At 47.8% G+C, this 24,375-nt stretch carries 23 protein-coding genes and 2 other annotated features; all 23 genes read left to right on the top strand.

The features are described 5' to 3' along the window. Positions 1 to 257: 257 nt before the first annotated feature. The 23 genes from gltX to rpsJ all read left to right on the top strand — a co-directional run bounded on the left by gltX (position 258) and on the right by rpsJ (position 24,360). A complete protein-coding gene (gene gltX, locus P9687_RS06810; protein WP_061565121.1) occupies positions 258 to 1,718 on the top strand; it encodes a glutamate--tRNA ligase in 1,461 nt (486 codons plus the stop codon). A gap of 44 nt (positions 1,719 to 1,762) precedes the next feature. Continuing rightward, positions 1,763 to 1,992, top strand: a binding site (T-box leader). Positions 1,993 to 2,120: 128 nt separating this feature from the next. Beyond that, positions 2,121 to 2,789, top strand: coding sequence for a serine O-acetyltransferase (gene cysE / locus P9687_RS06805; protein ID WP_014096521.1), 669 nt, complete (start codon positions 2,121 to 2,123; stop codon positions 2,787 to 2,789). Further along, positions 2,770 to 4,167 (top strand): cysteine--tRNA ligase, encoded by a 1,398-nt coding sequence (cysS, locus tag P9687_RS06800; protein WP_061565122.1) that lies wholly within the window; start codon positions 2,770 to 2,772, stop codon positions 4,165 to 4,167. Before cysE ends, cysS begins: the two co-directional genes overlap by 20 nt. Beyond that, positions 4,164 to 4,577 (top strand): Mini-ribonuclease 3, encoded by a 414-nt coding sequence (locus P9687_RS06795; protein WP_026684124.1) that lies wholly within the window; start codon positions 4,164 to 4,166, stop codon positions 4,575 to 4,577. Before cysS ends, P9687_RS06795 begins: the two co-directional genes overlap by 4 nt. Next, positions 4,577 to 5,320 (top strand): 23S rRNA (guanosine(2251)-2'-O)-methyltransferase RlmB, encoded by a 744-nt coding sequence (gene rlmB, locus P9687_RS06790; protein ID WP_035182964.1) that lies wholly within the window; start codon positions 4,577 to 4,579, stop codon positions 5,318 to 5,320. Before P9687_RS06795 ends, rlmB begins: the two co-directional genes overlap by 1 nt. A 1-nt stretch (position 5,321) precedes the next feature. After that, positions 5,322 to 5,831, top strand: coding sequence for an NYN domain-containing protein (locus P9687_RS06785; protein WP_026104597.1), 510 nt, complete (start codon positions 5,322 to 5,324; stop codon positions 5,829 to 5,831). Between the two features lie 66 nt (positions 5,832 to 5,897). Then, positions 5,898 to 6,548 (top strand): RNA polymerase sporulation sigma factor SigH, encoded by a 651-nt coding sequence (gene sigH / locus P9687_RS06780; RefSeq protein ID WP_035189280.1) that lies wholly within the window; start codon positions 5,898 to 5,900, stop codon positions 6,546 to 6,548. Positions 6,549 to 6,860: 312 nt separating this feature from the next. After that, positions 6,861 to 7,007 carry a 50S ribosomal protein L33 gene (gene rpmG / locus P9687_RS06775; RefSeq protein WP_017551231.1) on the top strand — a complete coding sequence of 49 codons (147 nt, stop codon included), beginning with the start codon at positions 6,861 to 6,863 and terminating at the stop codon, positions 7,005 to 7,007. A 35-nt stretch (positions 7,008 to 7,042) separates the two neighbouring features. Continuing rightward, complete coding sequence (gene secE / locus P9687_RS06770; protein WP_017551230.1) at positions 7,043 to 7,228, top strand: preprotein translocase subunit SecE; 186 nt, start codon at positions 7,043 to 7,045, stop codon at positions 7,226 to 7,228. Positions 7,229 to 7,377: 149 nt separating this feature from the next. After that, positions 7,378 to 7,911 carry a transcription termination/antitermination protein NusG gene (gene nusG, locus P9687_RS06765; protein WP_061565123.1) on the top strand — a complete coding sequence of 178 codons (534 nt, stop codon included), beginning with the start codon at positions 7,378 to 7,380 and terminating at the stop codon, positions 7,909 to 7,911. A 360-nt stretch (positions 7,912 to 8,271) separates the two neighbouring features. Further along, entirely contained in the window at positions 8,272 to 8,697 is a 426-nt protein-coding gene (rplK, locus tag P9687_RS06760) for a 50S ribosomal protein L11 (protein ID WP_014096513.1), read from the top strand. Positions 8,698 to 8,804: 107 nt separating this feature from the next. Beyond that, complete coding sequence (gene rplA / locus P9687_RS06755) at positions 8,805 to 9,506, top strand: 50S ribosomal protein L1 (RefSeq protein WP_061565124.1); 702 nt, start codon at positions 8,805 to 8,807, stop codon at positions 9,504 to 9,506. A gap of 46 nt (positions 9,507 to 9,552) precedes the next feature. Beyond that, positions 9,553 to 9,699, top strand: a sequence feature (ribosomal protein L10 leader region). 35 nt (positions 9,700 to 9,734) lie between these two features. Then, positions 9,735 to 10,235 carry a 50S ribosomal protein L10 gene (gene rplJ, locus P9687_RS06750; RefSeq protein WP_014096510.1) on the top strand — a complete coding sequence of 167 codons (501 nt, stop codon included), beginning with the start codon at positions 9,735 to 9,737 and terminating at the stop codon, positions 10,233 to 10,235. 47 nt (positions 10,236 to 10,282) lie between these two features. Further along, on the top strand, positions 10,283 to 10,648 hold the full coding sequence (gene rplL / locus P9687_RS06745; RefSeq protein WP_014096509.1) for a 50S ribosomal protein L7/L12: 366 nt from the start codon (positions 10,283 to 10,285) through the stop codon (positions 10,646 to 10,648). Between the two features lie 88 nt (positions 10,649 to 10,736). Next, entirely contained in the window at positions 10,737 to 11,339 is a 603-nt protein-coding gene (locus P9687_RS06740) for a class I SAM-dependent methyltransferase (protein ID WP_035189281.1), read from the top strand. 236 nt (positions 11,340 to 11,575) lie between these two features. Then, on the top strand, positions 11,576 to 15,136 hold the full coding sequence (gene rpoB / locus P9687_RS06735) for a DNA-directed RNA polymerase subunit beta (protein ID WP_061565126.1): 3,561 nt from the start codon (positions 11,576 to 11,578) through the stop codon (positions 15,134 to 15,136). Between the two features lie 132 nt (positions 15,137 to 15,268). After that, positions 15,269 to 18,862: a DNA-directed RNA polymerase subunit beta' gene (gene rpoC, locus P9687_RS06730; RefSeq protein ID WP_035182958.1), complete on the top strand. Its 3,594-nt coding sequence runs from the start codon at positions 15,269 to 15,271 to the stop codon at positions 18,860 to 18,862. Between the two features lie 158 nt (positions 18,863 to 19,020). Next, entirely contained in the window at positions 19,021 to 19,269 is a 249-nt protein-coding gene (locus P9687_RS06725; RefSeq protein WP_014096505.1) for a 50S ribosomal protein L7ae-like protein, read from the top strand. Positions 19,270 to 19,365: 96 nt separating this feature from the next. After that, a complete protein-coding gene (rpsL, locus tag P9687_RS06720) occupies positions 19,366 to 19,785 on the top strand; it encodes a 30S ribosomal protein S12 (RefSeq protein ID WP_014096504.1) in 420 nt (139 codons plus the stop codon). Positions 19,786 to 19,821: 36 nt separating this feature from the next. Then, the gene (gene rpsG, locus P9687_RS06715) at positions 19,822 to 20,292 is read left to right on the top strand and encodes a 30S ribosomal protein S7 (RefSeq protein ID WP_013858074.1); all 471 of its coding nucleotides are present in this window, start codon (positions 19,822 to 19,824) and stop codon (positions 20,290 to 20,292) included. Between the two features lie 49 nt (positions 20,293 to 20,341). Then, a complete protein-coding gene (fusA, locus tag P9687_RS06710) occupies positions 20,342 to 22,420 on the top strand; it encodes an elongation factor G (protein WP_026684118.1) in 2,079 nt (692 codons plus the stop codon). Between the two features lie 124 nt (positions 22,421 to 22,544). Next, positions 22,545 to 23,732 carry an elongation factor Tu gene (gene tuf / locus P9687_RS06705; protein ID WP_014096502.1) on the top strand — a complete coding sequence of 396 codons (1,188 nt, stop codon included), beginning with the start codon at positions 22,545 to 22,547 and terminating at the stop codon, positions 23,730 to 23,732. Positions 23,733 to 24,051: 319 nt separating this feature from the next. Then, entirely contained in the window at positions 24,052 to 24,360 is a 309-nt protein-coding gene (gene rpsJ / locus P9687_RS06700; protein WP_013858078.1) for a 30S ribosomal protein S10, read from the top strand. The last annotated feature ends 15 nt before the right edge of the window (positions 24,361 to 24,375 follow it).

The raw sequence follows: 24,375 nt of genomic DNA, 5'->3' as shown, positions 1-24,375 counted from the left end.
CCGTTTTTCGCTGGAACAAGTATAGTTGGGGTATAGCTGCAAAAGAGTGGGCGCGATCGGGACAAGCCAGGCGGTTTAGGTCCCGTAATGCTGCTGGAACAAGCATAACAGCAGAGATTTTGCCTGCAAGGTGTGTGATTAACATCACGTAAAACATCTTTCATCCGCCGGGCCGGAACGAGCCACCGGTTTACGGCTTTTTCAGACGGTGATACAATAAAATAAGACAAAAAGCGACAATTTAAAGGAGAATCGACATGGCAAACGAAATCAGAGTACGGTACGCTCCGAGCCCGACCGGTTTTTTGCATATCGGGAATGCCCGTACCGCATTATTCAATTATTTATTTGCGCGCAGCAAAGGTGGAAAGTTCATTATCCGGATTGAAGATACCGACCAGAAGCGGAATGTGGAAGGCGGCGTGGAAAGCCAGCTGAAATATTTGAAATGGCTCGGCATCGACTGGGACGAAAGCATTGATGTCGGCGGCGAATACGGGCCTTACCGCCAGTCGGAACGCCTCGATATTTATAAAAAATATTATGAAGATCTGCTTGACCGCGGGCTGGCTTATAAATGCTATTGTACGGAAGAAGAACTGGAAGCCGAACGTGAAGCCCAGCTTGCACGCGGGGAAATGCCGCGTTATTCCGGGAAATGCCGCCATCTGACAGAAGAAGACAGGAAGCGGCTTGAAGCGGAAGGCCGGAAACCGAGCCTCCGTTTCCATGTTCCGGAAGGCAAAGTGTATACGTTCAACGATATCGTAAAAGGCGAAGTATCTTTTGAATCGGACGGAATCGGCGACTTTGTCATCGTTAAAAAAGACGGGATGCCGACTTATAATTTTGCGGTTGCGATCGATGATCATTTAATGAAAATTTCCCACGTGCTCCGGGGGGACGACCATATTTCCAACACGCCGAAACAGCTGATGATTTATGAAGCATTCGGTTTTGAACCGCCGGTATTCGGCCACATGACGCTGATTGTCAATGAGCACCGGAAAAAACTGAGCAAACGCGACGGAAGCATCATTCAGTTTATTGAGCAGTACGCGGAACTCGGTTATTTGCCGGAAGCGTTGTTTAATTTTATTGCCATGCTCGGCTGGTCACCGAAGGGCGAGGAAGAAATTTTTTCGCGGGAAGAATTTATCCAGATTTTTGACCCGGAACGGCTGTCGAAATCGCCTGCTTTGTTTGACCGCCAAAAATTGGCATGGATGAACAACCAGTATATGAAAAAGCTCGATTTGGATAAAGTTGTGGAGCTTGCGTTGCCGCATCTTGTAAAAGCAGGGCTCGTTCCGGAAAACCGGACACCTGAAGAAGAACAATGGGTGCGCAAACTCATCTCTCTCTATCAGGAACAAATGAGCTACGGCGCGGAAATTGTCGAATTGTCGAAACCGCTCTTCTTTACGGATGAAATCACATATGACGACGAAGCAAAGGCGATTTTGTCGGGAGAGCACGTTCCGGAAGTGCTCCGTGCATTCCTTGAAGAACTGGACAGAATCGAACCATTTGAAGCAGGCGAAATCAAAAAAGCGATCAAAGCAGTGCAAAAAGCAACCGGACAAAAGGGGAAAAAGCTGTTTATGCCGATCCGTGTTGCCGTTAGCGGCCAGACACACGGCCCGGAACTGCAAAGCCTGATCGAACTGCTCGGCAGGGAAAAAGTAAAGAAACGCCTTGAAAGAATCACGGGTTAACATTTTTTCGAAAATAGGATATGATATGGTTAAAATAGATGTATGAAAAAGCGTTGAGAAGGAGAAGTAGGAAGAGGACGCTTCAAAGAGAGAACCATCGCCGGCTGAAAGTGGTTTAAGCCCCTCCTTTTCTGAAATGCACCTTCGAGCCTGTATCTGAACGCGTTTGCCAGTAGGATGCAGCGGGGGCCGCCCGTTAACAGGGAAAGTTGGGCAGCGGGCAAGGCCTGCCGCCAAACAGAGTGGAACCGCGCGATCAAGAAGCGTCTCTGTCCGTTGCAGAGGCGCTTCTTTTTTAAATTGCAGGTCCGATGACACATCCGGCTGATGGAAATGCAAAGCGGAAGAAATTTTATAAACGGACGGGGAATGGGAAAAAAACAAGCGAAAGGGGAGTAGCACATGTTTAAGCGGTTGAAGGAAGACATTGAAGTGGTTTTTGATCAGGATCCGGCAGCACGGACGTATTTTGAAGTGATCTTGACTTACTCCGGTCTTCATGCCATCTGGGCACACCGGATTGCGCACTTTTTTTATAAAAAGAAAATGTTTTTTATCGCCCGGGTGATTTCGCAGCTCAGCCGCTTCTTTACCGGAATTGAAATCCACCCCGGTGCACAAATCGGCAGGCGGTTTTTCATCGACCACGGCATGGGGGTTGTGATCGGGGAAACGTGCGAAATCGGCGATAACGTGACGGTTTACCAGGGCGTTACGCTCGGCGGCACCGGGAAGGAAAAGGGCAAGCGCCATCCGACAATTAAAGACAATGCGTTAATCGCAAGCGGGGCGAAAGTTTTAGGTTCGATTACGATTGGGGAAAATGCAAAAATAGGGGCAGGTTCTGTCGTATTAAAGGATGTCCCCCCCAATTCGACAGTGGTCGGCATTCCTGGCAGGGTCGTCGTCCAGGACGGCGTCAAAATTAAAAAAGATTTAAAACATAATGAGCTGCCTGACCCTGTTGCAGACCGCCTGAACAGCATGCAGCAGGAAATCGAGGCTTTGCGGTCGGAATTGGAACAACTGAGAAAGGAAGGGGCAAGAATGTATGAGCATTCAGATATATAATACGTTAACAAGAAAGAAGGAGCCGTTTATCCCGCTTGAAGAGGGGAAAGTGAAAATGTATGTATGCGGCCCGACTGTCTATAATTATATCCATATTGGAAATGCGCGGCCGGCGATCGTATTTGACACGGTCAGACGATATTTGGCATTTCGGGGTTATGATGTAAACTATGTGTCGAATTTCACCGATGTGGACGATAAACTCATTAAAGCCGCAAAAGAACGCGGAGAAGAAGTGCCGGCTTTAAGCGAACGGTTTATCAAGTCTTATTTTGAAGATATTGATGCGCTCGGTTGCTGCCATGCAGACGCCCATCCGCGCGTGACGGAAAATATGGATGCGATTATCGCGTTTATTGAAAAATTAATTGAAAAAGGCCATGCCTATGAATCAGGCGGTGATGTTTACTACCATACGAGAAGTTTTCCGGACTACGGTAAATTGTCTCATCAATCGATTGACGAATTGAAATCAGGTGCGAGAATTGAAGTAGGGGAAAAGAAAGAAGACGCCCTTGATTTTGCCCTTTGGAAAGCGGCAAAAGAGGGGGAAATTTCGTGGGACAGTCCGTGGGGGAAAGGCCGGCCGGGATGGCATATTGAATGCTCGGCCATGGCGAAGAAATATCTTGGCGATACGATCGACATCCACGCGGGCGGGCAGGACCTGACTTTTCCGCACCACGAAAATGAAATTGCCCAGTCAGAAGCTTTGACAGGCAAACCGTTTGCTCGTTACTGGATGCATAACGGCTATATCAATATTGATAACGAGAAAATGTCGAAGTCGCTCGGAAACATTGTGCTTGTCCATGACATCATCGAGCGGCACGATCCACAAGTTTTGCGCTTTTTCATGCTGTCGGTGCATTACCGCCATCCGATCAACTACAGCGAGGAACTGCTTGCCAATGCGAAGGCAGGGCTTGAACGGATCAAAACGTCGTACCAAAATGTAAAGCACCGGCTTGAATCCAGTGCAAATCTGGCAGAAGATGATGAAAAATGGCTGGAACAGGTCCGTTCGCTCCATCGCCAGTTTATCGAGGCAATGGATGATGATTTCAATACGGCAAACGGTATTTCTGTTTTGTTCGAACTGTCGAAGCAGGCCAATTATTACTTGCGGGGAAAAAATACGACAGAAACTGTTCTCCGGGCATTTATGAAAGAGTTTGAAACGATTTCCGGCGTTCTCGGCCTGAAGCTCGAGGAAGAAGTGCTTTTGGACGAAGAAATTGAAGCGCTGATTGAAAAACGGAATGAAGCAAGAAAGGCACGCAATTTCCAACTGGCTGACGAAATCCGTGACAAGTTGAAAAGCATGAATATCATTCTTGAAGATACGCCTCAAGGGGTGAGATGGAGACGCTTATGACGGTCACCCTTGATCCGAAACAACTGAACAGCCTCGCGCTTGCTTATATGGGAGATGCGGTATATGAAGAATATATCCGGCACCATGTCCTTTTGCAGGGAAAAACGAAGCCGAACCGCCTTCACCGGGAAGCGATCCGCTTTGTTTCCGCGAAGGCGCAGGCTCAAGTTTTAAAACAGATGATGAACGAAGATCTTTTAACGGAAGAAGAAACCGCTGTTGTCCGGCGTGGCAGAAATGCAAAATCGGGCACGGTTCCGAAAAATACGGATGTCCAGACATACCGGCACAGCACTGCATTTGAAGCGCTGATCGGCTATCACTATTTATCCGGCAGCCGGGAGCGGATGGAGGCGCTGATTGAAAAAGCAATAGGCATTGTCGAAGACCAGAAAGGAGGGGCGCGCTGATGGACCAGGAATACATTGCTGGCAAAAACCCGGTGCTGGAAGCGTTAAGAGCGGGCCGGGAAATCAACAAAATCTGGGTTGCGGAAGGTTCACAAAAAGGCGCCATGAAGCAGGTGATGGAGCTTGCAAGGGAAAGAAAAGTGACCGTCCAATTTGTCCCGAAAAAAAAGATTGACCAGGTGGCTGACGGGGCGCATCAGGGTGTACTGGCGCTCGTTGCCGCTTACCGGTATGCAGAAACAGGCGATATGTTCAAACTTGCCAAAGAGCGGAATGAACACCCGTTTATCCTGATCCTCGATGAATTGGAGGATCCGCATAATCTCGGCTCGATTTTACGGACGGCTGATGCGGTCGGCGCACACGGCGTCATTATCCCGAAAAGGCGCTCGGTCGCATTAACAGCAACGGTGGCGAAAGCTTCAACCGGCGCGATTGAACATATCCCGGTGGCGCGGGTAACAAACCTTTCGCAAACGATTGCCGGCTTAAAGCAGCAAGGGCTGTGGATTGCGGGAACCGATGCTTCCGGGACGACCGATTACCGGCAAATGGATGCCGATCTGCCGCTATGTCTTGTCATCGGCAGTGAAGGGAAGGGGATGAGCAGGATCGTAAAAGAAGCATGCGACTTTCTGATCCGCCTTCCGATGGCAGGGCATGTGACTTCGCTCAACGCGTCCGTTGCTGCCGGCCTGCTCATGTATGAGGTTTACAGGAAGCGCCATCCGCTTGGTGAATAAAATGAATATTTTGCTGGTGGACGGCTATAACATCATTGGCGCCTGGCCGGAACTGCAAAAATTGAAACAAAAAGACCTTGGCGCCGCCAGAGACCGGCTTGTTGAGATCATGGCGGAATACCAGGGCTATACGGATGACAAAGTCATCGTCGTTTTTGATGCTTACGGGGTGAAAGGCCTGGAAAAAAAGTACCGCTATCACAAAGTGGAAGTCATTTTTACAAAAGAAAATGAAACAGCAGATGAACGGATTGAAAAAATGGCCATTAAACTGAACAACATCCGCACGCAGATTTATGTGGCCACATCCGATTTTACTGAGCAGTGGCAAATATTCGGCCAGGGCGCTTTAAGAATTTCAGCACGCGAACTGTTGACCAAAGTGGAAGTGATTGAACAAAAGATTAAAAGAAATGTAAAATCAATTCAAGAGGAAAAGCCGGCAACAAGAATACCGTTAAGCCAGGAGGTCATGGAAATTTTCGAAAAATTACGCAGGGGGAAAAGATGAGCGGTTGACGATTGAAAATTCTGTACTGTATAATAGCTTTTATCGAATGCTCATGGGGGGATATAGGTGAACCTGAACATTGAGGCAGCATATGAAGAAAGATATGGCACGATGCAGGACGAAGAGTTGGTTGAACGGATACACAACGGCGAAAGCGAAGCGCTGGATTACTTGATCCAAAAATACAGAAACTTTGTCAGGGCAAAAGCGCGTTCTTACTTTATCATCGGGGCCGACCGCGAGGATATTATCCAGGAAGGCATGATCGGGCTGTATAAGGCCATACGCGACTACAGAGAGGACAAGCTCACGTCTTTCAGGGCTTTTGCTGAATTATGCATCAACCGGCAAATGATTACCGCAATTAAGACTGCCACCCGCCAAAAGCACATACCGCTTAATTCTTACATTTCCCTGGACAAGCCAATTTATGATGAAGAATCCGACCGTACGTTGATGGATGTCATCACCGGCGCGAAAATTTCCAATCCTGAAGAATTGATTTTAATCCGCGAAAAATATGTCCATATAGAAGTAAAAATATCCGAGCTGTTAAGCGATCTGGAAAGAAAAGTGCTCGCCCTTTACCTGGACGGGCAGTCCTACCAGGAAATTTCAGAAGAATTGAACCGCCATGTAAAATCAATTGATAACGCTTTACAACGCGTCAAAAAGAAGCTGGAGCGCCTGTTGGAAAGGAGGGAGCTGACTTACTGAAAAGGTGTTGTAAGCCGTATTTCCGCCAGGCCGTTTTTCCCGGATGCAAGTGCGGCATTAAGGCGTACAAAAAGCTATCTTTCAATGCCTGGTATTCAATGCTTTCGGGAAAAACCCGGCACATCCCTTCTTCTGCTACTGATTGACACAAGCTTTCTGCCGTGTTATGTTGATTTGTAGGATTTTATGTTTTGATACGATACCGGTACGGAACCGGCGGCGCCCAAAAGACTCTCCCGGTTTTCCGGGAGAGGTTCTTTACAGCGGCAGGTTCCGTTAACGCCGTAAGACCATAAGACAGCTGGTGATGAGATGCAGAAAAAAATGGTACTTGCCTGTTCGGTTTGCGGTTCGCGCAATTACACGACCACAACGGGCAACGGAAAGGCTGAAAGAATGGAATTAAAGAAGTTTTGCAAGCACTGCAACGAACACACCATCCACCGCGGCACAAAATAACAACGAACATGAGCTTACTTGGAGGTCTTAAATACATGTCCATCACAAAATTTTTTCGTAATGTAGCTTCCGAAATGCGAAAAGTCAGCTGGCCGGGGCGCAAAGAGCTGGTCAAATACACGATTACAGTCCTTGTAACGGTTGCTTTCCTGACATTGTTCTTTATTGTCATCGATCTCGGCATTTCCGCAGTGATCCGGTGGGCTGAAAACTCATTGTAAAATGATCATTTTACACTTGAATATCCAATGATAAAACATGGTATAATGGGAGTATCATAAGCAACGACTCAAACCCGGTTAGCGGGTTTTTTCATTTGCCCAAAAAATCAAAAGACCAACAGGGAGGGACGGACATCAAGTCCTATTAGATGGAAAAAAACTGGTATGTTGTCCATACGTATTCAGGCTATGAAAATAAAGTCAAAACCAATTTGGAAAAGCGCGTGGAATCAATGGGGATGCAGGATAAAATTTTCCGGGTAGTGGTACCGGAAGAAGAAGAACTTGAAGTGAAAAATGAGAAGAAAAAAGTGGTGAAACGAAAAGTTTTCCCGGGCTATGTCCTGGTGGAAATGGTGATGACGGATGATTCCTGGTATGTCGTCCGGAACACGCCGGGCGTCACCGGTTTTGTTGGGTCGTCGGGAGGCGGTTCCAAGCCGACGCCGCTCTTGCCAGAAGAAATTAATACCATCTTGAAACGGATGGGCATGGAAGAAAAACGGGCCGATGTGAACTTTGAAATCGGCGAGACGGTGACGGTAAAAGAAGGGCCGTTTGCGAATTTTGCCGGCAAGATTGTGGAAATGGACCGCGACAAAGGCAGGGCAAAAGTCATGGTCAATATGTTCGGGCGGGATACGCCGGTAGAGCTTGTTTTTGAACAAATTGATAAAATATAACGGGATAAAACTTGAAATCCATATGCTGAGATGTTAATATGTTATAAGTCAGTATGTTCTTTGCGGATGGCCCGCCTGACCGGGCACCCGCATGAACAGACACAATGCAATCACATGATTCTTATGATACACTCGTGACACGGTCATGAGATGAATTGGCTTCGGATATGGCTTGCCTTTTCGGCACGCCAATTGTCCGGCTAACCGCAGGAACTTGCGGGGATAGCCTGCGTAGACAGCGGAGCATGTTTCGGTGTCTGCAGGAAGCTCGCGGCTTCAGCCGTGGGGGGTTCAATCAAACAGATGAGTGGGAGGGCTCAGCCCCTGTTACCACATCACGGACTTAAGGAGGTGTGTCTCGTGGCTAAAAAAGTAGTAAAAATTGTTAAATTGCAGATTCCTGCCGGTAAAGCAAATCCTGCACCGCCTGTTGGTCCTGCACTGGGCCAGGCCGGCGTCAATATTATGGGATTTTGTAAAGAATTCAACGCTCGTACTGCAGATCAGGCAGGCTTGATTATACCTGTTGAAATCACGGTATTTGAAGACCGTTCATTTACATTCATCACAAAAACCCCGCCAGCTGCAGTTCTGCTGAAAAAAGCAGCCGGCATTGAATCCGGTTCCGGCGAGCCGAACCGTACAAAAGTGGCAACTGTGAAGCGTGACAAAGTGCGTGAAATCGCAGAAACAAAAATGCCTGACTTAAATGCGGCAAGTGTTGAAGCGGCAATGCGCATGGTGGAAGGCACGGCGCGCAGCATGGGGATTACGATCGAAGACTGATCCATGCAGTACTGGTTATGTCCAACGGGGTTGCGATGCGATACTGGCTCGCAACCTTTTTCGTGGGAGGTTATTCCGTTAAAACCACATTCGAGGAGGAAATACAAATGGCGAAAAAAGGAAAAAAATATGTTGACGCTTTGAAACTCGTTGACCGTTCCAAAGCTTACCCGGTTCAGGAAGCCATTGAACTGGTGAAAAAAACAAGTTTTACAAAATTTGATGCAACAGTTGAAGCTGCATTCCGCCTCGGCGTTGACCCGAAAAAAGCGGACCAGCAAATCCGCGGTGCTGTCGTGCTTCCAAACGGAACAGGGAAAACCCAGCGCGTGCTTGTTTTTGCAAAAGGCGAAAAAGCAAAAGAAGCGGAAGCAGCCGGTGCGGATTATGTCGGCGATACAGACTACGTCAACAAAATCCAGCAGGGCTGGTTTGATTTTGATGTCATCGTGGCAACGCCGGATATGATGGGCGAAGTTGGTAAACTCGGGCGCATCCTTGGGCCTAGAGGATTAATGCCGAACCCGAAAACCGGCACGGTAACATTTGATGTGACAAAAGCGGTCCAGGACATTAAAGCCGGTAAAGTCGAATATCGTGTTGACAAAGCGGGCAATGTCCATGCCCCGATCGGGAAAGCCTCTTTTGAACCGGAAAAGTTGGTTGAAAACCTGTCAACCTTGTTTGACACATTGATGAAAGCAAAACCGTCAGCTGCAAAAGGCACTTACATGAAGAATGTTTCTGTCACATCGACCATGGGGCCTGGCATCAAAGTAGACCCGTCTTCTTTTGTGGCAGCAAAATAATGATTTGACATGCTGCCTGCGGGCTGCTATAATTAAGAACGGTTTTAAAAAGTAAACATTTGTACCGTAGACAGCAGGTGCCGGAGGGCTTAATTTCCTGCCGAGGTAATGCGTATAAATCCGGGGGTGCCTTAGGCCCTCCGCATGCATGAAACCTCCATGTCTCGGGATATGGAGGTTTTGTTTTGGTATAAATGTTCATCAAGAATATCTGTAGGAGGTGTCAAGATGGGCAGTGTAATTGAACAAAAGAAACAACTGGTGGAAGAAATCACCGATAAATTCAAATCAAGTACAGCTGTTGTGGTTGTCGATTACCGCGGCTTAAACGTGGCTGAAGTAACTGAACTGCGTAAACAGCTGCGCGAAGCAGGCGTTGAATTCAAAGTGTACAAAAACACGATGACGCGCCGTGCTGTAGAAGCAGCCGGGTTGGATGGATTAAACAGCGTGATGACCGGCCCGAATGCGATCGCATTCAGTACGGAAGACGTGGTTGCACCTGCGAGAATCCTGAATGATTTTGCAAAAGACCACGAAGCTTTGGAAATCAAAGCGGGTGTCATTGAAGGCAATGTTGCAACCGTTGATGAAATCAAAGCACTCGCAACGCTTCCTTCACGCGAAGGCCTGCTTTCCATGCTTCTCAGCGTACTGCAGGCGCCGATCCGCAACTTTGCTCTTGCTGCAAAAGCAGTCGCAGATCAAAAAGAAGAACAAAGCGCATAAGTTTTACGGAATATACTTTGAAAAATATCTTGTAGGAGGATATGAAAATGACGAAAGAAGAAATCATCTCTGCTGTCAAAGAAATGACAGTGCTTGAATTGAACGATCTTGTGAAAGCCATTGAAGAAGAATTTGGCGTAACCGCTGCTGCACCGGTTGCTGTTGCTGGCGGCGCTGCAGGCGGAGAAGCTGCTGCAGAAAAAACGGAATTTGATGTTGTGCTGACTGAAGTAGGCGCACAAAAAATCAAAGTCATCAAAGTTGTCCGCGAAATCACAGGCCTTGGCCTTAAAGAAGCAAAAGAACTCGTTGATAATGCTCCAAAACCGCTTAAAGAAGGCGTATCGAAAGAAGAAGCCGAAGAACTTAAAGCGAAACTTGAAGAAGTTGGAGCCGGCGTAGAAGTGAAGTAAGACCCTTTTTAAAGTAAAAGCCCGCATTTGGCGGGCTTTTTTCAACATCTCTTCTTCCTGAATCCTCCAAGAAAGAGTGGGACTTTTCATGGCTGAACATTACTACTCGCAAAACCCTGAAGCAAAGCATCAACCGATAGATTTCACCTTTACATTGAGAGGCCATACCTTTCATTTTCAAACAGACCAAGGGGTTTTTTCAAAAAAAGAAGTCGACTTCGGCTCCCGCGTTTTGCTCGATCTTGTGGCCATGCCTGAAACGGAAGGGCCGGTCCTTGATATGGGTTGCGGTTACGGACCGATCGGCCTCGCGCTTGCAAAATCTTTTCCCGACCGCCATGTGCATATGGCGGATATTAATACAAGAGCGGTCGAGCTGGCAAAGAAAAATGCTGCCCGGAACCATATTTCAAATGTTTCCATATACGAAAGCAATCTTTTTGAAAATGTGAAAAGCGGCCCGTTTGCCTTGATTGCCACAAATCCCCCGATCCGCGCCGGAAAGCAGATTGTGCACCGGATTTTTGAAGAAAGTTACCAATATCTCGCAAAAAACGGGGAACTTTGGGTGGTCATCCGGAAAAAGCAGGGCGCCCCTTCTGCCAGGAAAAAATTAGAAAGCATATTTGATGAAGTGGATTGTGTTGGAAAAGAAAAAGGATATTTTGTTTTTAAAGCCAAAAAAATTTGACTCCCGATTTCATATATGTTAAAATCATAAAATGCCAATAGATTAAGGTTCTTTATGCAATTTAAGCTATATTTGTCAAGTATATATTTTGGATGAATTGGAAAATACTTATAAAATCATAAGCTCGTCATGCGATATGTGGTTTTTTCATAAAAAACCCTTTTTCTTTTTGCCTTAGCTTTATTGTTGTTTGACGAAAGATGCAAACAAAACGCTTGATTTGAGGGGTGAATCAGTTGTCACATCAACTAGTTCAGTATGGACGGCACCGCCAGCGCAGAAGTTACGCGCGCATCAAAGAAATTTTAGAGCTGCCAAACCTTATCGAAATCCAAACCGCATCTTACCAATGGTTCCTTGACGAAGGTTTGCGTGAAATGTTCCAGGACATCTCTCCGATCGAGGATTTTGCCGGAAACCTGTCGCTGGAGTTTATTGACTACAGCCTCGGCGAACCGAAATATTCCATCGACGAATGCAAAGAGCGCGACGTAACGTACGCTGCTCCGCTTCGTGTAAAGGTGCGCCTTGTCAATAAGGAAACCGGTGAAGTAAAAGACCAGGACGTATTCATGGGCGATTTCCCGTTAATGACCGAAACGGGGACTTTCATCATTAATGGCGCGGAACGTGTTATTGTATCCCAGCTTGTCCGTTCCCCTAGTGTTTATTTTAACAGCAAAATGGACAAAAACGGGAAATACGGCTACACCGCAACGGTAATTCCGAACCGCGGCGCCTGGCTTGAATATGAAACAGATGCGAAAGATGTGGCTTATGTCCGCATCGACCGCACAAGAAAACTGCCGATTACCGTTCTCCTCAGGGCGCTCGGCTTCGGCTCCGACCAGGAAATTATTGATCTGATCGGCGATAATGAGTACTTAAGAAATACGCTTGAAAAAGATAATACCGAAAGCACGGAAAAAGCGCTTCTTGAAATATATGAACGCCTCCGTCCGGGCGAACCCCCGACCGTTGAAAATGCAAAAAGCCTGCTGATTTCGCGTTTCTTTGACCCGAAACGCTATGATCTGGCCAATGTCGGGCGTTACAAAATGAATAAAAAGCTTCACCTGAAATTCCGCCTGTTCGGGCAACGGCTGGCTGAATCGATCGCAGACCCTGAAACCGGCGAAATCATCGCGGAGGAAGGAACCGTTTTAGACCGGCGTACGCTTGATAAAATTGTGCCTTTTCTCGAAAAAGGCCTGAAGTTTGAAACGTACAGCCAGGCTGGCGGCGTTGTTGATGATGATATCACATTGCAGTCCATCAAAATTTATGCCCCGATTGACGATAACGAAAAAGTCATCAATGTAATCGGAAATGCTTATGTTGATGAAAGCATTAAACATATTACACCTGCGGATATTGTGGCTTCCATCAGCTACTTCTTTAATTTGCTGCATGGCGTCGGCAATACGGATGATATCGACCACCTCGGCAATCGCCGTTTACGGTCTGTCGGCGAATTGCTGCAAAACCAGTTCCGCATCGGCCTTTCCCGGATGGAACGCGTTGTCCGTGAAAGAATGTCGATCCAGGACATTAACACCATTACGCCGCAGCAGCTGATCAATATTCGTCCGGTCATTGCGGCCATTAAGGAGTTTTTCGGCAGTTCACAGCTGTCCCAGTTTATGGACCAGACAAACCCGCTTGCGGAACTGACCCATAAACGCCGGTTGTCGGCGCTCGGCCCGGGCGGTTTGACCCGTGAGCGCGCCGGGATGGAAGTGCGTGACGTGCACTATTCCCACTACGGCCGCATGTGCCCGATTGAAACGCCTGAAGGCCCGAACATCGGGTTGATCAACTCTTTATCAACTTATGCAAAAGTAAACCGTTTCGGTTTTATCGAAACGCCTTACCGCAGGGTTGATCCGGATACAGGGCGTGTTACGGAGCATATTGATTATTTAACGGCTGATGAAGAAGACAATTACGTCGTCGCACAGGCGAACGCACAGCTGGATGAAAACGGCTTTTTCGTTGACGATGAAGTATATGCGCGTTTCCGCGGTGAAAACATTGTTGTAAAAACAGACCGCGTTGATTATATGGACGTTTCGCCGAAGCAGGTTGTATCGGCTGCAACGGCATGTATTCCGTTCCTTGAAAACGACGACTCGAACCGTGCGCTGATGGGTGCAAACATGCAGCGCCAGGCTGTTCCGCTTATGAACCCGCAAGCGCCGATTGTCGGCACCGGGATGGAATATGTCAATGCGAAGGACTCCGGCGCAGCACTTATCTGCAAATATGACGGTATTGTCGAACATGTGGAAGCCAGGGAAATCTGGGTGCGCCGCGTCATCGATGTCGACGGCCAGGAAGTAAAAGGCGACCTTGACAAATACCGCCTGCAAAAATTCAAACGTTCCAACAATGGCATGTGCATTAACCAGCGCCCGATTGTGAAAAAAGGCGACCGTGTGGTAAAAGGCGAAATTTTAGCGGATGGCCAGTCAATGGACCACGGCGAACTTGCCCTTGGCCAGAACGTACTCGTTGCTTTTATGACATGGGAAGGCTATAACTACGAAGATGCCATCATCATGAGCGAAAAACTTGTAAAAGAAGATGTGTATACTTCTATCCATATTGAAGAATACGAATCTGAAGCCCGTGATACAAAACTCGGACCGGAAGAAATGACCCGTGACATCCCGAACGTCGGGGAAGATGCTTTGAAAAACCTTGACGAACGCGGGATTGTCCGGATCGGTGCCGAAGTAAAAGACGGCGATTTGCTTGTCGGAAAAGTCACCCCGAAAGGCGTTACGGAACTGACAGCGGAAGAACGGCTGCTCCACGCGATTTTCGGTGAAAAAGCGCGCGAAGTCAGGGATACATCGCTTCGCGTTCCGCACGGCGGCGGCGGCATCGTGCTCGACGTCAAAGTGTTTACACGTGAAGCGGGGGATGAACTCCCGCCTGGCGTGAACCAGCTTGTCCGCGTCTATATTGTACAGAAACGGAAAATCCACCAGGGCGACAAAATGGCTGGGCGCCACGGGAACAAAGGGGTTATCTCCCGGATTCTTCCGGAAGAAGATATGCCTTTCCTCCCGGATGGCACACCTGTCCAGATCATGTTGAACCCGCTCGGCGTACCTTCCCGGATGAATATCGGCCAGGTGCTTGAACTTCACCTTGGCATGGCGGCCAAAAAACTTGGCCTCCACGTGGCGACGCCTGTATTCGACGGCGCGCGCGAAGAAGATGTATGGGAAACGATTGAAGAAGCCGGCATGGCACGTGATGCAAAAACGGTTCTTTATGACGGCCGCACCGGTGAACCTTTCGACAACCGTGTGTCTGTCGGGATTATGTATATGATCAAGCTCGCCCACATGGTTGATGATAAACTGCATGCCCGCTCAACAGGCCCTTACTCGCTTGTCACCCAGCAGCCGCTCGGCGGTAAAGCGCAGTTCGGCGGTCAACGATTTGGCGAAATGGAAGTATGGGCGCTTGAAGCCTATGGCGCAGCCTATACGCTCCAGGAAATCCTGACCGTTAAATCGGACGATGTTGTCGGACGTGTGAAAACTTATGAAGCGATCGTCAAAGGGGAAAACGTCCCTGAACCGGGTGTCCCGGAATCGTTCAAAGTGCTGATTAAAGAACTTCAAAGTTTGGGACTTGACGTGAAGATTCTTTCCGGCGACGACGAGGAAATTGAAATGCGCGATCTCGAAGACGACGATGACCTGAATCAGGCCGATACGCTGAATATTGCGCCTGAGACAAAAGAAGAACCGGAAGGAATCGGGGCATCCAAAGACTAATCGTTTATGTTGCTTGGAACAAACAGAGGCTTTTGCCCGGATTGTATGCCTTCGTACAATCCGGCTTCTGTTTCTGTTTCTTCTGCGTGTGTTTTAAGGTATGAACCTAAAGACGAAAGGGAGGCTGGCCCCTTGCTGGATGTAAATAATTTTGAGTACATGAAAATCGGTCTTGCTTCACCGGATAAAATCCGATCCTGGTCGTACGGTGAAGTCAAAAAACCGGAAACAATCAACTATCGGACGTTAAAACCTGAAAAAGACGGGCTTTTTTGTGAACGGATTTTCGGGCCGACGAAAGACTGGGAATGCCATTGTGGAAAATATAAACGCGTCCGTTACAAAGGCGTGGTTTGTGACCGCTGCGGCGTGGAAGTCACAAGATCAAAAGTGCGCCGGGAAAGAATGGGGCATATTGAACTTGCCGCCCCTGTTTCGCATATTTGGTACTTTAAAGGGATTCCAAGCCGCATGGGCCTTGTGCTTGACATGTCCCCACGTGCTTTGGAAGAAGTCATTTACTTCGCATCTTACGTCGTCACGGAAGCAGGCGACACTTCTTTGGAAAAGAAACAGCTTCTTTCCGAAAAAGAATACCGTGCTTACCGTGAAAAATACGGCAATAAATTCCAGGCGGGCATGGGTGCGGAAGCCATTAAAAAGTTGCTTCAGGATGTAGATGTCAACAAAGAATGCGAAATGCTGAAAGAAGAGCTGAAAGTTGCCCAGGGGCAGCGCCGTACACGCGCCATCAAACGCCTTGAAGTACTGGAAGCTTTCCGTAATTCCGGCAATAAACCGGAATGGATGGTGCTGGACGTTCTCCCGGTCATTCCGCCTGAACTGCGGCCAATGGTACAACTGGAAGGCGGCCGTTTTGCGACATCCGACTTAAATGATCTGTACCGCCGTGTGATCAACCGGAATAACCGTCTGAAACGCCTGCTTGATCTTGGCGCACCAAGCATCATTGTCCAAAATGAAAAACGGATGCTGCAGGAAGCCGTTGACGCTCTGATTGACAACGGCCGCCGCGGACGTCCGGTAACCGGCCCGGGGAACCGCCCGTTAAAGTCGCTTTCCCATATGCTGAAAGGGAAACAAGGTCGTTTCCGTCAAAACCTGCTCGGGAAACGGGTTGACTATTCCGGCCGTTCCGTTATTGTTGTCGGCCCGAACCTGAAAATGTATCAATGCGGCCTGCCACGCGAAATGGCGATCGAACTGTTCAAGCCGTTCGTAATGAAAGAACTGGTTGAAAAAGGCCTCGCCCATAATATTAAAAGCGCAAAACGGAAAATTGAACGTTTGCAGCCTGAAATTTGGGATGTCCTTGAAGAAGTCATTAAAGAACACCCTGTCCTGTTGAACCGTGCGCCTACTTTGCACAGGCTCGGGATCCAGGCGTTTGAACCGACGCTTGTGGAAGGCCGTGCGATCCGTCTTCATCCGCTCGTATGTACGGCTTACAACGCGGACTTTGACGGCGACCAAATGGCGGTTCACGTTCCGTTATCCGCCGAAGCACAGGCGGAAGCACGCATGCTGATGCTTGCCGCACAAAATATTTTGAACCCGAAAGACGGGAAACCGGTTGTTACCCCGTCCCAGGACATGGTACTTGGCAACTACTACTTAACGCTTGAACGTGAAGATGCAGTCGGTGAAGGATCTGTCTTCAAAGATGTAAACGAAGTGTACACGGCTTATTACAACGGCTACGTGCATTTCCATACGAGAATTGCCATTTATGCCGGATCGCTGAACAATCCGACGTTCACGGAAGAGCAAAACAAGAAGCTGTTGATTACCACAGTCGGGAAAGTGATCTTCAATGAAATTTTGCCGGAGAGCTTCCCGTATATTAATGAACCGACGACAACAAATCTTGAAGAAAAAACGCCGGATAAATACTTTGTTGATCCTTCGATTGACGTAAAAGCGCATATTAAAGAACAGCCGTTAATTCGCCCGTTTGTAAAGGGCTTCCTTGGCAGCATCATTGCCGAGGTGTTCAAACGGTTCAAGATTACGGAAACATCCAAGATGCTTGACCGCTTAAAAGATCTTGGCTTCCATTATTCGACCAAAGCTGGTATTACCGTTGGTGTTGCGGATATCGTCGTTTTAGGCGAGAAAGAAAAAATTCTTTCGGATGCCCAGAAAAAAGTCGATACAGTCATGAAACAGTTCCGCCGCGGTTTAATTACAGAAGACGAACGCTATGATCGTGTTATTTCGATCTGGAGCGGGGCTAAAGATACGATCCAGGGCAAACTGATGGAATCGCTCGATAAACGGAACCCGATTTTTATGATGAGTGACTCGGGGGCCCGGGGTAACGCGTCGAACTTTACACAGCTTGCCGGTATGCGCGGTTTGATGGCCAACCCGGCCGGCCGGATTATTGAATTGCCGATTAAATCGAGCTTCCGTGAAGGCTTAACTGTGCAAGAGTACTTTATTTCGACACACGGTGCCCGTAAAGGCCTTGCTGATACAGCCCTTAAGACGGCAGACTCGGGTTATCTGACACGCCGGCTTGTTGATGTGGCGCAGGATGTTATCATTCGTGAAGACGACTGTGGCACAGACCGCGGGCTTTTGATCAGTGCGTTGAAAGAAGGAAATGAAATCATTGAATCGCTTGAAGAACGGTTAACCGGCCGTTATTCAAGAAAAACGATCAAGCATCCCGAAACAGGCAAAGTCATCATTGAGGAAAACGGCTTTATTACTGAAGATATCGCGAAAGAAATTGTCGATGCCGGCTATGAAAAAGTCTGGATCCGTTCGGCCTTCACTTGCAACACCCGCCATGGTGTATGTAAAAAATGCTACGGCCGCAACCTTGCCACCGGCCAAGAAGTGGAAGTCGGCGAAGCAGTCGGGATTATTGCCGCCCAATCGATCGGCGAACCTGGTACACAGCTGACGATGCGTACATTCCATACAGGCGGTGTTGCCGGGGATGACATTACACAAGGTCTTCCGCGTATTCAGGAATTGTTTGAAGCTCGGAACCCGAAAGGCCAGGCTGTTATTTCCGAAGTGGAAGGTGTTGTCACTTCCATCAGCGAAGGGCGCGACCGTCAATATGAAATTGTCATTCAGGGCGCTGTCGAAACGCGCACTTATACAGCCCCTTATACTTCCCGCTTGAAAGTGGCGGTAGATGACCACGTCGTGCGCGGGCAGGAACTGACGGAAGGTTCCATTGACCCGAAAGACCTGTTGCGTGTCACGGACGTCACAACCGTACAGGAATACTTGCTCCGTGAAGTACAGAAAGTTTACCGGATGCAAGGGGTGGAAATTGGCGACAAACATATTGAAGTGATGGTCCGCCAAATGCTGAGAAAAGTAAGGGTGCTCGATGCCGGCGATACGGATGTCCTGCCGGGAACATTGCTTGATATCCATCAGTTCGGTGAAGCGAATGAAAAGGCGCTCAAGGAAGGCAACCGCCCTGCAACAGGCCGTCCTGTTCTGCTCGGGATTACAAAAGCTTCCCTGGAAACCGATTCGTTCTTATCGGCAGCCTCCTTCCAGGAAACGACCCGCGTGTTAACCGATGCGGCGATCAAAGGGAAACGCGATGAACTGCTCGGCTTGAAAGAAAACGTCATTATCGGGAAACTTGTTCCTGCAGGGACGGGCATGACCCGCTACCGCAAAACGGTTCCTGAACTGGTGAAAAAGGAAGAAGAAGTGCCGGCTGAATAATCGGCGGCAGCACCGGCAAAAACCGGTGCTGCACCTTTTTCTGTTTTTTAGCAAAAAACCATGGCCTTTTTTACACAGGATGTTGACTTTGGATTTTCAAAGTGATAATATATTCAAGGTGCTCCTATGAATACCTGTATACTTTGGAGGATATTGCGATGTCTTATGAAAAAGTAAATCAGGCGAAAAGAATTGTTGTAGGGACAAAACAAACAGCGAAAGCGATAAAGTCCGGAAATGTGGATGAACTGCTCGTTGCCAGAGATGCTGATCCGAATATTACGGGCAAAGTCATTTCCGTTGCCGAACAATTCAATGTGCCGGTTACGTATGCCGAGTCGAAAAAACAACTTGGAAAAGTGTGCGGCATTGAAGTCGGAGCTGCAGCTGTTGCACTTATTTATTAAACACTTTTTGCGGGAGAAACCGCAAAAATTTGTTTTTGCCATTAAATGAACCACCTGGATGTGTGGACTTAAATTGTTCGAAGGGAGGAAAAACAGATGCCTACTATTAACCAATTGGTGCGCAAACCTCGTAAATCAAAAATCGAGAAATCTAAGTCACCTGCGCTGAATAAAGGCTATAACAGTTTCAAAAAAATCAATACCGATCTTTCTTCACCCCAAAAACGCGGTGTATGTACGCGTGTTGGGACGATGACGCCGAAGAAACCGAACTCGGCGCTTCGTAAATATGCCCGTGTCCGTTTAACAAACGGGATTGAAGTAACGGCTTATATTCCTGGTATCGGCCATAACCTGCAGGAACACAGCGTTGTTTTAATCCGCGGTGGACGTGTAAAAGACCTGCCTGGTGTACGTTACCACATCGTGCGCGGCGCACTTGACACTGCCGGTGTTGACAACCGGAAACAAGGCCGTTCCAAATACGGGACGAAAAAACCGAAAGAAAAGAAATAATAAGAACGATAACCATACTTGAAAGGAGGATCATTTATGCCACGTAAAGGACCTGTCGCAAAACGCGACGTATTACCGGATCCGATTTACAATTCGAAACTGGTCACACGTTTAATCAACAAAATGATGATCGACGGCAAGAGAGGGAAAGCCCAGACGATCCTGTATTCTTCCTTTGATATTATTCGTGAACGCACTGGCAAAGATCCAATGGAAGTTTTTGACCAGGCATTAAAAAACATTATGCCTGTACTTGAAGTAAGAGCTCGCCGTGTCGGCGGTGCAAACTATCAGGTGCCGGTTGAGGTGCGCCCGGAACGCCGGACAACTTTAGGGCTTCGCTGGCTGGTCAATTATGCCCGCCTCCGCGGAGAAAAAACAATGGAAGAACGACTGGCGAACGAAATCATGGATGCGGCCAACAATACAGGCGCTGCCGTGAAAAAACGCGAAGATACGCATAAAATGGCGGAAGCAAACAGAGCGTTCGCGCATTATCGCTGGTAATATTCCGATACTCCTACATTACACCTATTAAGGAAGGAGAAAGTACGAGATGCCAAGAGAGTTCTCCTTAGAAAAGACTCGTAACATCGGTATCATGGCGCATATCGATGCCGGTAAAACTACAACAACCGAGCGCATCCTTTATTATACCGGCCGTATTCATAAAATCGGCGAAACGCATGAAGGTGCGTCTCAAATGGACTGGATGGAGCAGGAACAGGAGCGCGGGATTACGATTACTTCCGCTGCTACTACAGCACAATGGAATGACCACCGCATCAACATCATTGACACCCCGGGACACGTGGACTTTACCGTTGAAGTTGAACGCTCCCTTCGTGTCCTTGACGGTGCGGTTGCTGTCCTCGATGCCCAGTCCGGCGTTGAGCCTCAGACCGAAACCGTTTGGCGCCAGGCAACGACTTACGGTGTACCACGGATTGTATTCGTCAATAAGATGGATAAAATCGGGGCTGATTTCTTATATTCTGTCAGCACCCTGCATGATCGTCTGCAGGCAAATGCGCATCCGGTCCAATTGCCGATCGGTGCCGAAGACAACTTTGTAGGGATCATTGACCTTATTGAAATGAACGCTACTTTCTACGGTGATGATCTCGGCACGAAAATTGAAGTACGCGAAATTCCGGATGAGTACCGTGACCAGGCGGAAGAATATCATGAAAAACTGCTTGAAGCAGTTGCTGAAGTTGATGAAGATATTATGGAAAAATATCTTGGCGGAGAAGAGATTTCAAAAGAAGAACTGAAAGCTGCGATCCGCAAAGCAACCTGTAATGTTGAATTCTTCCCGGTACTGTGCGGCTCGGCATTTAAAAACAAAGGTGTCCAATTAATGTTGGATGCGGTTGTTGACTATTTGCCTGCGCCGACGGATGTTCCTTCCATCAAGGGGACGCTTCCGGATACAGGGGAAGAAGTATTCAGGCATTCCAGCGATGATGAGCCATTTGCGGCTTTGGCCTTCAAAGTCATGACAGACCCGTTCGTTGGTAAACTGACATTCTTCCGTGTTTATTCAGGTACATTAAGCGCCGGTTCTTATGTCAAAAACTCGACAAAGGACAAACGCGAACGCATCGGGCGTATTTTGCAGATGCACGCAAACCACCGGAAAGAAATTGACAAGGTTTATGCCGGAGATATTGCTGCTGCTGTCGGTTTAAAAGACACGACAACAGGCGACACGCTTTGCGACGATAACAATCCGGTCATCCTTGAATCGATGGAATTTCCAGAACCGGTTATCCAGCTGTCGGTTGAACCAAAATCGAAGGCCGACCAGGATAAAATGACGACTGCGCTGCAAAAACTGCAGGAAGAAGACCCGACTTTCCGTGCCCATACGGATCCGGAAACAGGACAAACGATCATCGAAGGAATGGGTGAGCTTCACCTCGATATCATCGTCGACCGGATGAAACGCGAATTTAAAGTCGAAGCCAATATCGGTGCGCCACAAGTTGCATATCGTGAAACATTCCGCAAATCGGCACAAGTCCAAGGTAAGTTCGTACGCCAGTCTGGCGGCCGCGGGCAATACGGGGATGTGTGGATTGAATTTTCACCAAACGAAGAAGGAAAAGGCTTTGAGTTTGAAAATGCGATTGTCGGCGGTGTCGTTCCGCGCGAATACATTCCGGCGATTCAATCCGGTCTTGAAGATGCCATGCAGCGCGGTGTAATTGCCGGTTATCCGCTCGTTGACATTAAGGCAAAACTGTATGACGGTTCTTACCACGATGTTGACTCGAGTGAAATGGCGTTTAAAGTGGCTGCTTCCCTTGCATTAAGGAATGCAGCATCCAAATGTGATCCGGTCCTGCTCGAACCTGTGATGAAAGTGGAAATCGTCATTCCGGAAGAATATCTCGGCGACATCATGGGACAAGTTACAGCCCGCCGCGGTCGTGTAGAAGGAATGGAAGCACGCGGAAATGCCCAGGTTGTCCGTGCCATGGTTCCATTGTCCGAAATGTTCGGTTACGCAACAGCACTTCGTTCCAGCACGCAAGGACGCGGTGTCTTCACTATGACATTTGATCATTATGAAGAAGTCCCGAAGTCTATTGCGGAAGAGATCATCAAAAAAAATAAAGGCGAATAATTGATTTCTTGCCTTCAATGAAGTATAACTTTACTAGATTGGTTCAAAGCGCTTTAAAGCTGTCCTTTCAGCTTTAAAGCATCCATATACTTACTCAATCCAAAATATTAAGGAGGATTTCCTGATGGCTAAACAAAAATTTGACCGTTCTAAAGAACACTGTAACATTGGAACAATCGGTCACGTTGACCATGGTAAAACGACTTTGACTGCTGCAATTACTGCTGTTCTTGCAAAACAAGGGAAAGCAGAAGCAAGGGCATATGACCAAATTGACGGTGCTCCGGAAGAACGCGAACGTGGTATTACCATCAACACTGCACACGTTGAATATGAAACGGAAAAACGCCACTACGCACACGTTGACTGCCCTGGACACGCTGACTATGTGAAAAACATGATCACGGGTGCTGCACAAATGGACGGTGCGATTCTGGTTGTATCCGCTGCTGACGGCCCAATGCCGCAAACGCGTGAACACATCCTGTTGTCCCGCCAAGTTGGTGTGCCTTACATTGTTGTATTCCTGAACAAATGCGACATGGTGGACGACGAAGAATTGCTTGAACTTGTTGAAATGGAAGTTCGTGACCTTCTTTCCGAATACGACTTCCCTGGCGATGAAGTGCCGGTTATCAAAGGTTCTGCTTTGAAAGCTCTTGAAGGCGACCCTGAATACGAAGCAAAAATCCTTGAATTGATGGATGCTGTTGACGAATACATCCCGACTCCGCAACGTGACACAGACAAACCGTTCATGATGCCGGTTGAAGACGTATTCTCCATCACCGGTCGTGGTACCGTTGCAACCGGCCGTGTAGAACGCGGTCAATTGAAAGTCGGCGATGTTGTTGAAATCATCGGTTTGAACGACGAACCAAAACAAACAACGGTTACCGGCGTTGAAATGTTCCGCAAACTGCTCGACTATGCTGAAGCAGGCGACAACATCGGTGCACTTCTCCGCGGGATTGCACGTGAAGAAGTCCAACGTGGTCAAGTTTTGGCGAAACCGGGTTCTATTACACCGCATACAAAATTTAAAGCACAAGTTTACGTATTAACGAAAGAAGAAGGCGGACGTCACACTCCTTTCTTCTCTAACTACCGTCCGCAATTCTACTTCCGTACAACGGATGTTACCGGCATTATTACGCTGCCTGAAGGCGTTGAAATGGTTATGCCTGGTGATAACGTTGAAATGAGCGTTGAATTGATTGCCCCTATCGCGATCGAAGAAGGAACAAAATTCTCGATCCGTGAAGGCGGCCGTACAGTTGGCGCCGGTTCTGTTTCCGCTATCGAAGCTTAATCGGTTATTAAAAAAAGCCCGGCCAGGTTATCCCGGCCGGGCTTTTTCAATGCTTACGCGTCCGGGTTGCAGCAATATTTTCCAAAACTTGATGTTGCGCCACAAGGCCTGTATAATAAAAAAGTCGCTGAAATCAGCAGTATATCAAAGTTTATGTTGCATTACACCCGGTTTTTGTGTATAATGTTTGATGTTGGTCTTTGACTGCGATGAAGTGGGAGGTTGCTGGCACACCCGGCCGCTTTGCCATGGCGCGTGGGCCAGGAAAATTTCCATGGAGAATGTCTATTAACAAATAGGCGAAAAAGGAGGGAAAATAATGGCAAAACAAAAAATTCGCATTCGCTTAAAAGCATACGATCACAGAATTCTGGATCAGTCTGCAGAGAAAATTGTAGAAACAGCAAAAAGATCAGGTGCAAACGTCTCCGGACCGATTCCGCTTCCGACTGAGAAATCCGTTTACACCATTCTGCGTGCTGTCCACAAGTACAAAGATTCTCGTGAACAATTTGAAATGCGTACACACAAACGTTTGATTGATATCGTAAATCCAACCCCGCAAACGGTTGATTCACTGATGCGGTTGGATCTGCCATCCGGCGTTGACATTGAAATTAAACTTTAATGATAAAACATGACA

Source organism: Weizmannia sp. CD-2023 (assembly GCF_036225245.1).
Classification (GTDB): Bacteria; Bacillota; Bacilli; order Bacillales; family Bacillaceae_C; genus Weizmannia; species Weizmannia faecalis.
This window is presented reverse-complemented; position numbering and strand designations above follow the sequence as displayed.